Below are 8,829 nucleotides of genomic sequence, written 5' to 3' on the forward strand. Positions count from 1 at the left end.
AGCTGTGGCAGGTCCTTGATGACCGGCACGAGCAGCGTCTGCATCACCGCGACGAACTCCACCAGGCGCGGGTACTTGTGCCCGGCGACCCGTTCCCTGCTCCAGGACACGATGTCCGCCGCGAGGTCCGCACCCGGCGCCGCGTCGGGCCGGGCCCGCACCACGGCGCACACCTCTTCGCCGTACCGGTCGTCGGGGAGACCGATGACGGCGACCTGGGCGATGGCCGGGTGGTGCATGAGCACGTCCTCGACCTCGCGCGGATAGACGTTGTAGCCGCCGCGCAGCACCATGTCCTTCTTGCGGTCCACGATGGTCAGGTATCCGTCGGCGTCCTTCACACCCAGGTCGCCCGAGCGGAACCAGCCGTCGACCAGCACGGCCGCGGTGGCCTCGGGCCGGCCCAGGTAACCGGCCATGACGTTGTGTCCCCGTACGACGATCTCCCCGATCTCGCCGGCCGGCAGCAGCTCGACCCGGTCCTCGACGTCGGCGGCGGCGATCTCCGCTTCCACGCCCCAGATGGGACGCCCCACCGTGCCCGGACGGCGGGGCCACGCCTTCTGGTTGTACGCCACCACCGGCGACGTCTCCGTGAGGCCGTACCCCTCGTAGATCGGGCAGCCGTAGACCTCCTGGAAGTCCTCCAGCACCTTGACCGGCAGGGCCGACCCGCCGGAGAAGGCACGGTCGAGGGCGGGGCGCCGGACGTCGTCGGCGGCGGCGTCCAGGAGAGCGAGGTACATGGTCGGGACGCCCATGAACACGGTGCAGCCCTCGGTGACCATGAGGTCGAGCGCGGCGGGGCCGTCGAAGCGGTTCATGAGCACCAGGGTGCCCCCGGCCAGGAAACAGGCGCTCATCCCACAGGTCTGGCCGAAGGTGTGGAACAGCGGCAGGCAGCCGAGGAGCACGTCGTCGGGGCCCAGGTCGAACGGCGAGCGCATCGTGGTGCTGATGTTCATCACCAGATTGAGCTGAGTGATCATCGCGCCCTTGGGTCGGCCGGTGGTGCCCGAGGTGTAGAGCACCAGAGCCAGGTCGTCGGGCGCGCGCGGGACCAGCCGGTCCAGGGGCTCCGCCCGCGCCGCCAGGACGTCCAGGCGTGGCGGAGCGCCCACGCCGGCGGTCTCGTCGGCGTCGGCCGGTGCCATGACGGTGAGCAGCGCGACCCCCGCCAGCTCCGCCGCCTTCGCGCCCTGGGGCAGCATCGGTCCGGCGCACACCAGTGCCTTCGCCCCGGAGTCGCGCAGGACGTGGACGATCTCCTCCGCGCGCAGCAACCCGTGCACCGGGACCGCCACCGCACCCAGGGCCAGCACGCCGTAGTACGCCATCGGGAAGTGCGGTGTGTTGGGCAGCAGCAGGGCGATCCGGTCGCCGGGACGCACCCCGTGCTCCCGCAGCACCGTCGCGTACCGGCGGGTGGCCTGCCACAGCTGCGCGTAGGTGAAGCGCTCCGGGCCGAACACGAGCGCCGGGTGATCGGGGCGTCGCCCCGCGGACTCCGCGAGGACGGAGGCGGCCGTCAGCATCAGGCGACGCCCGTGTGCAGCGCCGCCAGTGCCTGCTTGTCGGGCTTGCCCGCGCCCGTCAGGGGCAGGGTGTCGTGGAACGTGACCACGGCGGGTGCGTGCTGGGGGGACAGCTCGGCGGTGACGTGGCCGATCAGTGTGCCGGCGTCGGTGTTCGTGCCCGTCCGGCGTACGACGGCGGCGTGGATGTGTTCCACGCGGTCCTCGTCCACGACGCAGTACACGGCGGCCTGGGCGACCTCCGGATGGGTCAGCAGCGCGTTCTCGACATCCGTCGGATGGACCCGGATGCCGTTGGTCTTCATCACCTCGCCCAGCCGGCCGTGCAGGCGCAGATACCCCTTGCCGTCGAGGGAGCCGAGGTCACCGGTGTGCACCCAGCCGTCGCGGACGGTCGCCGCGGTCAGCTCGGGCTCACCCCAGTAGCCGAGCATGGTGAAGGGGGTGCGCACGCAGACCTCGCCGATCTCCCCGGGGGCGAGGTCGCGGTGGTCCTCCACGTCGCGGATGCGCACCTCGGCGGTCAGGCGTCCGACGGTGGCCCGCAGTTCGGCATCGAAGTGGTCCGGCGGGATCAGCACGCTGATGCCGCTGGTCTCGGTGGTGCCGTAGAACTGCAGGAGCACCGGCCCGAACGCCTCGACGGCCTCCGCCAGCCGGGCCGGGGCCGCGGGGCAGCCGCCGTAGGAGATGATCCTGATGCTGGACCGGTCCGTGGCGGCGAGATCGGGGTGGTCGACCAGCATGTACAGCTGCGGCGGGGTGACGGTGAGCGCGGAGACGCGGTGGCGTTCCACCGCGCGCAGCACCTCGCCCGCTTCGAACCCGTCGTGCAGGACGACCGTTCCGCCGGAGGCGAGGGCGAGGTCGACGCCGGAGCCGTTGGAGTGGCTCACCGGCAGCGTCGACAGGTACACGACGGGCTCGGGAGAGTTCAGGCCCGCCTGGAGGTAGAGGCTCCGGACGCGGTAGGGCAGGGTGACGCCCTTGGGCTTGCCGCTGGTGCCGCTGGTGAAGAGGACGACGGCCGGCTTCTCGGGGTCGGCCTCGACGGCGCCGAGGTCGAAGGAGTCGGGATCGCCCGCCGACAGGTCCAGGACGTCGGGGCCGAGGGCGTCGAGCGCGGCGAGCCGGGGCGGTTCGGGCAGCCGCGCGCACAGCTCGCGGGCGGCGTCCACGTTCGCCTTGTCCACGGCGAGGAACGCCGGCCGGGTCGTGGTGAGGATCTCGCGGCGGGCGGCGGCGGCCAGCTGGTCGGTGGGATCCACCGCGTTCGTGGAGTGCAGGTGCACCACCGTCGCCCCGGCGAGGTTGGCGGCGTAACGCAGGATTACGGTGGCCGGGCTATTGGTGACGGTCAGGATCGCCACAATCGGAGCTGCATCCTCCGTAAAGTTCCGGCGCAGCATTTCCGCCGCGGTGAGAACCGTCCTGGAGAACTCGCCCGCGGTGTACTCCTCACCGTCCCGCAACAGGGCGATCCGGTCGGGATCGGACGTCAGCGCCTCCAGTACCCGGCGGGCGTAATTCTCGTTCGAAGTCACCGAAACTCCACTTCACTGCGCATTTTGGTCGGAGCAGGATTACATGATCACGTGCATGAGGCAACAGGCGGCTGAGTGAATGTCAGTTTGCGTACCGTCGGTCCGGGTTGCCGCATGTGTGGACCGAATAAGCGTCGCCTCTGCGGAGGTTGGACGCCAAAGACAAAGAGATGGTATACAGACCCTACTTCCCCTGCCTCCTCAAAATCGAGGATGGCGAGCCGCTGGCCGCCGCACGATTCCAGGGATGACGCGTCCAGCCGGGGTGGCCGCAAGTCGGCCGTAGCCGCGCGGTCTCACCTCAGATCACAGTCGCCTGTACGTGCACGTGGCCTCAGTCAGCCCGAAAGCGAAGCGAGTAGACGTGACGACTCAATATCTGGACCTCTTTTCCCGCCTCATCGAAGGCTCTGACGGGGGAAAGAGGGAGTTCCTGGAGATCGGCCGGCTCGCCGGGCGGTTCCCCGCGGCCAGCCTGCGCGACATCGAGGGCACGGACAGCATCAGCGTCTGGTGCAGCAACGACTACCTCGGCATGGGCCAACACCCAGCCGTGCTCGAGGCGATGAAGGAGGCGGTCGACAAGTTCGGTGCGGGCGCCGGAGGTTCCCGCAACATCGGTGGCACCAACCACTACCACGTGCAGCTGGAGAAGGAGCTCGCCGCGCTCCACGGCAAGGACGACGCCCTCCTGTTCACCTCAGGCTACACCGCCAACGACGGCGCCCTGTCGGTCATCGCCGGCCGCCTGGAGGGCTGCGTCGTCTTCTCCGACGCGCTCAACCACGCCTCCATCATCGACGGCCTGCGCCACAGCCGCGCCGAGAAGCGGATCTTCCGCCACAATGACACCGCGCACCTGGAAGAGCTGCTCGCGGGGGCCGACCCGGACGTGCCCAAGCTCATCGTCGCCGAGTCCGTGTACTCGATGAACGGGGACATCGCACCGTTGCCGGAGATCGCCGACATCGCCAAGCGCCATGGGGCGATGACCTATCTCGACGAGGTGCACGCGGTGGGCATGTACGGCCCCGAGGGTGCCGGCATCGCCGCCCGGCAGGGCATCGCCGACGACTTCACCGTCATCATGGGCACCCTCGCCAAGGGCTTCGGCACCACCGGCGGCTACATCGCCGGCCCCGCCGACGTGATCGAGGCGGTGCGCATGTTCTCCCGCTCCTTCATCTTCACCACCGCCCTGCCGCCCGCCGTGGCCGCGGCCGCCCTGGCCGCCGTACGCCACCTGCGGTCGTCCGATGCCGAACGGGAACAGCTGTGGTCCAACGCACAGTTGATGCACCGGCTGCTGAACGAGCGGGGCATTCCCTTCATTTCGGACCAGACGCACATCGTCTCCGTCCTGGTCCGGGACGAGGCCCTCTGCAAGCGGATGTCCGCCGAGCTGCTCGACCGGCACGGCATCTACGTCCAGGCGATCAACGCACCGAGCGTGCGGGTGGGCGAGGAGATCCTGCGGGTGGCCCCCGGTGCCGTGCACTCCGCCGACGAGGTGCGCGGATTCGTCGACGCCCTGGACCAGGTCTGGGAGCGGCTCGGCGCCGACCGCCTGCCCCTCGGCACCGCAAAATGATCTTGTTCGTATAAACTCCCCGGCACGGCAGCCTGTTGACCTCCCGTCAGCTTCCTCGCCCGAAGCCTTCGCTTGACACGAGATCGCTGACGGGGGTTGGATGAAATTGCCGAACAGCCAAGCGACTCGCAGGTAGTTGTGACCTGCAAGGAGTGACGGAGGCCACACGGACCCCCGTCGACGATCGCCGCTAAGCGGTTTTTGCCCACCCTTCACCGGGCGGGCTGGAACGGGGGTTCTGAGTGACACTTGCGTATGTTCTCGACGGCGGCATGAATGATCAGCCAGGAGCCGGTACCGAGCTGTATGAACTATTTCCCAGTGTGCAGCGGACCTATGCCCGGATAGCGGACTGGACCGGCCTCGACGTTCAGCGCATCTTCCATGAACAAAGAGAGCCCGGACAGGAGCACCGCCAAGGAGTCGGTGCCATTCGACAGGCCGCCGCCGTTCTCGGAATCGCCGACGTACTCGCCGAAGAGTACGGAATCACGCCTACTGCGGTATGCGGGCTCAGTTTCGGCGCACTCGTCGCCGCAAGCCTCGCCGGATCAGTGGAGCGGCAAGACCTTTTCACCTTCCTGATGCGTTTGCGAGAGGTGCCGGGTCCTTCCCCGGACTCCCCGCGACAAGCCGTCGCCATGCTCCGCATTCCCGTCGACACCGACCCCGGCGCATTCGTCGCGGACGTCCCCGACGTCCATCTCTCCGCAGACCTCGGCCGCGTGAGCACCGGCAATGAACGCATGGTGCTGCTCGGCGGCTACCGCAGCGCCCTGGAAACCTTCGGTGCCACCCTGCCGCCCGGCGCCCTGCACATCGCCGAGGAACACGGCAGCGCCTTCCACTCACCGCTGCAACGCCACATCACCGACTTCCTGGCGCCCACGCTGGACGCCATCACCTTCAGGGACCCTCGCGTCCCCGTCCACTCGTGCATGGAGCGCAAGGCGCTCACCACGGGTGAGGAGATCCGCGACCTGTTCCGCCGCAACCCGACCGACCCGGTCAGCGTGCCGCACATGATCGGCGGCCTCGAGGACGCCGGCACCCAGCTCGGCCTGGTCCTCGGCCCCGCCGCCTTCGGCACCTTCCAGAACGCCGACTTCCCCGTGGTCCACGTCGAATCCCCGGACCACGTCTTCGAGGCCATGACAGCCGTGTACGACTTCGGTATCGACCTGCCCCCGGTGGAACCCACCTCCAGCGAAACAGTGGCGGGGTGAAGACGGTGAAGGACGTCACTCCTCTCATCGACGAATGGCTCGACCAGGACATCGACGCCTGGACCCGCCGCGTGGTCCGCCGCCACTTCGACCCCGACACCGGCAGCCCGTACTGGCTCAAGCGGGCCGCCGAACTCGCCGTCGACCCACGCGACATCACCCGCTACGACGACCTCGCCGCCTTCGGCCCCATGCCGCTCGGCGAACTGCGCACCCTCGACCCCACCGACCTCGTACCCCTCGCCGTACCCCGGCCCCTGGCCGGCCGTATCTGGGACTCCGGCGGCACCACGGGCAGCCCCTGCCGCGTCTTCTACACCGAGCCGATGCTCCAGCAGCGCGCCGCCTGGCGCCGCTGGGTCATCGAACGCGAAGGCTTCCAACCCGGCCGAGGCTGGCTCCAGGCCACTCCCACCGGCCCGCACCTCATCGGCCACGGCGCCGTGGACCTCGCGGACCTGTACGACGGCCGCGTCTACGGCATCGACTTCGACCCCCGCTGGGTCAAGCGGCTGCTGCGCGACGGCAGGCTGAAGGACGCCCAGGAGTACACCTCGCACATCGTCGACCAGATGGCCGCCGTACTGGAGAGCCAGCCCGTCGACTACCTCGTCACCACCCCCGCACTCCTCCAGGCCGTCATCAAGGCCCGGCCGGAACTGGTGGCGCGACTGAGCGGCGTACGGCTCAGCGGCACCCACGCCACCGCGGCGATGCGCCGCTCCTTCGCCCAGGCCCTGGACGGCGGACTCGTCGCCGTCACCTACGCCAACACCTTCGGCAACACGGTCGGCCTCCCCGTGGAGAACGATGGCGCGCTGATGCCCTACCTGCCCAACTACCCGCAGGTCACCATGGCGGTGGTCGACAAGGACGACTGGTCCAGGGTCGTGGCCTACGGCGAACAGGGCCAGGTCCGCCTGACCGTCCTGCACGACGACCTCTTCCTGCCGAACATCTTGGAACGCGACCTCGCCGTCCGCTACGACACCGGCGACGCCTGGCCGTGCGACGGCGTCGCCAACGTACGGCCCCTGCAGGTCGTCCGGTCGGCACCGGAAGGGATCTACTAGCCGCCCGGGGCCGGCCCGCCCAGGGCCCGCCCCGGTACGCACCGCAAGCCCTGGGCGGACACGCGGACACGCGGCCGCCCGCCGCCCCCCCACCACCGACCCGTCACGACCCGTCGGCCCTCGGGCCGCCGGGACACAGCAACCTGTCCCGGCACGCCCCGCACCAGGGCCACGCGTCTGCGGACCGGCGGCCCCCGACGGGCCCCGACGGACCCACCGGCTCCGGTGAACCGGGCCCCGCCGGACCCGAAGGACCCGGCGCACAAGGCGTCTCCCCCCAACTCACCACCCGCTCAACGTCACACCCACCGGAGCCGGGAGCACCTTGCGTCGCACCCGGTCCCCCTGTCCTGGTCCCAGGGAGTCATCCTCATGAAGCGTTCCGAGGCCGCCTTCGCACACACGGCGGAAGCGGCGGACACTCCGATCGCCGTCGTAGGACTCTCCTGCCGCCTTCCCGGCGCCCCCGACCCCGCCGCCTTCCGGGACCTGCTGCGCACCGGCACCGACGCCATCACCGACGTGCCCCGGGAGCGCTGGGACGCCGACGACCTCCACGTCGACCAGGACACCACCCGTCCCGGCACGGTCGACACCCGCCGCGGCGGCTTCCTGCCCCAGGAACACGTCGACCACTTCGACGCGGCCTTCTTCGGCATCTCACCCCGCGAAGCCGCCGCCATGGACCCCCAGCAGCGCCTCGTCCTGGAACTGACCTGGGAGGCCCTCGAAGACGCGGGCATCGCACCCGACCGGCTCCGCGCCACCGACACCGGCGTCTACATCGGCGTCATCGCCGACGACTACGCCACCCTGCAACGACAGCGTGGCCTCGCCGCCATCGACCGTCACAGCTTCACCGGACTGCAGCGCAGCATCATCGCCAACCGGGTCTCCTACCACCTCGGCCTGCGCGGCCCCAGTCTCACCCTCGACGCCGGCCAGGCGTCCTCCCTCGTCGCCGTTCACCTGGCCTGCGAAAGCCTGCGCCGCGGCGAGAGCACGATCGCCGTCGCCGGCGGCGTCAACCTCATCCTCGCCCCGGAGAGCAGCGTCAGCGTCGCCAAGTTCGGCGGCCTGTCACCCGATGGCACCAGCTACACCTTCGACGCCCGCGCCAACGGCTACGTCCGCGGCGAAGGCGGCGGCGCCGTCGTCCTCAAGCCCCTCCCCGCGGCCCTCGCGGACGGCGACCCCGTCTACTGCGTCATCCGCGGCAGCGCCGTCAACAACGACGGCGGCGGCGCCCACCTCACCACGCCCCACCAGAGCGCACAGGAAGACGTCCTGCGCCGCGCCTATCAGCATGCCGCCGTGGACCCCGCCCGCGTCCAGTACGTCGAACTCCACGGCACCGGCACCAAGACCGGCGACCCGATCGAGGCCGCGGCCCTCGGCGCAGTCCTGGGCAGCGCACGACGCCAAGCCGGCACACCCCTCCTGGTCGGCTCCGCCAAGACGAACGTCGGCCACCTGGAGGGTGCCGCCGGCATCGTCGGATTCATCAAGACAGCGCTCGGTCTGAAGCACCGGGAACTCTTCCCCAGCCTCAACTACCGCACCCCCAACTCCGACATCCCGCTGGACGACCTCAACCTCCGCGTCCAGACCGACACGCGGCCCTGGACCTCCGACCCCGACACGGACGCGCCCCTCACCGCCGGTGTCAGCGCCATCGGCGTCGGCGGCACGAACTGCCATGTCGTACTGGAAGAGGCACCTTCGCGTGCGGGTGCGGGTGCGGGTGTTGGTGCGGATTCGGCTTCGGGTGTGGAGTCGGCCGGGGATGTCGTGGCGCCGCCGGTGGTGGTGCCGTGGGTGGTGTCGGCGAAGTCCGAGGCTGCGTTGCGGGGGCAGGCG

At 70.0% G+C, this 8,829-nt stretch carries 6 protein-coding genes; 4 read left to right on the forward strand and 2 right to left on the reverse strand.

What is annotated here, in order from left to right:
- The coding region (locus AB0B40_RS37510) for a long-chain fatty acid--CoA ligase (RefSeq protein ID WP_362268100.1) at positions 1 to 1,538 on the reverse strand (1,538 nt) is incomplete at its 3' end.
- Positions 1,535 to 3,079: a fatty acid--CoA ligase family protein gene (locus AB0B40_RS37515; RefSeq protein ID WP_345054824.1), complete on the reverse strand. Its 1,545-nt coding sequence runs from the start codon at positions 3,077 to 3,079 to the stop codon at positions 1,535 to 1,537. The genes AB0B40_RS37510 and AB0B40_RS37515, both read right to left, overlap by 4 nt.
- Positions 3,080 to 3,443: 364 nt before the next feature.
- On the opposite strand from AB0B40_RS37515, the gene hemA reads away from it, so the two are divergent.
- From hemA to AB0B40_RS37535, 4 genes are all read left to right on the forward strand, one after another.
- Positions 3,444 to 4,670 carry a 5-aminolevulinate synthase gene (gene hemA, locus AB0B40_RS37520; RefSeq protein ID WP_362268094.1) on the forward strand — a complete coding sequence of 409 codons (1,227 nt, stop codon included), beginning with the start codon at positions 3,444 to 3,446 and terminating at the stop codon, positions 4,668 to 4,670.
- Between the two features lie 641 nt (positions 4,671 to 5,311).
- Positions 5,312 to 5,896 (forward strand): hypothetical protein, encoded by a 585-nt coding sequence (locus AB0B40_RS37525; protein ID WP_345054819.1) that lies wholly within the window; start codon positions 5,312 to 5,314, stop codon positions 5,894 to 5,896.
- Positions 5,893 to 6,969, forward strand: a complete 1,077-nt coding sequence (locus AB0B40_RS37530; protein ID WP_362268096.1) for an arylcarboxylate reductase — start codon at positions 5,893 to 5,895, stop codon at positions 6,967 to 6,969. The genes AB0B40_RS37525 and AB0B40_RS37530 overlap by 4 nt, the downstream gene beginning before the upstream one ends.
- A 372-nt stretch (positions 6,970 to 7,341) precedes the next feature.
- The coding region (locus AB0B40_RS37535; RefSeq protein WP_362268098.1) for a polyketide synthase at positions 7,342 to 8,829 on the forward strand (1,488 nt) is incomplete at its 3' end.

The organism is Streptomyces sp. NPDC042638 (assembly GCF_040647235.1).
Taxonomy (GTDB): domain Bacteria; phylum Actinomycetota; class Actinomycetes; order Streptomycetales; family Streptomycetaceae; genus Streptomyces; species Streptomyces rameus.

What these genes read in the sequence shown, in the direction of transcription:
- AB0B40_RS37525 (WP_345054819.1), top strand. Translation starts at nt 5,312, where the DNA reads ATGCTCCGCATTCCCGTCGACACCGACCCCGGCGCATTCGTCGCGGAC.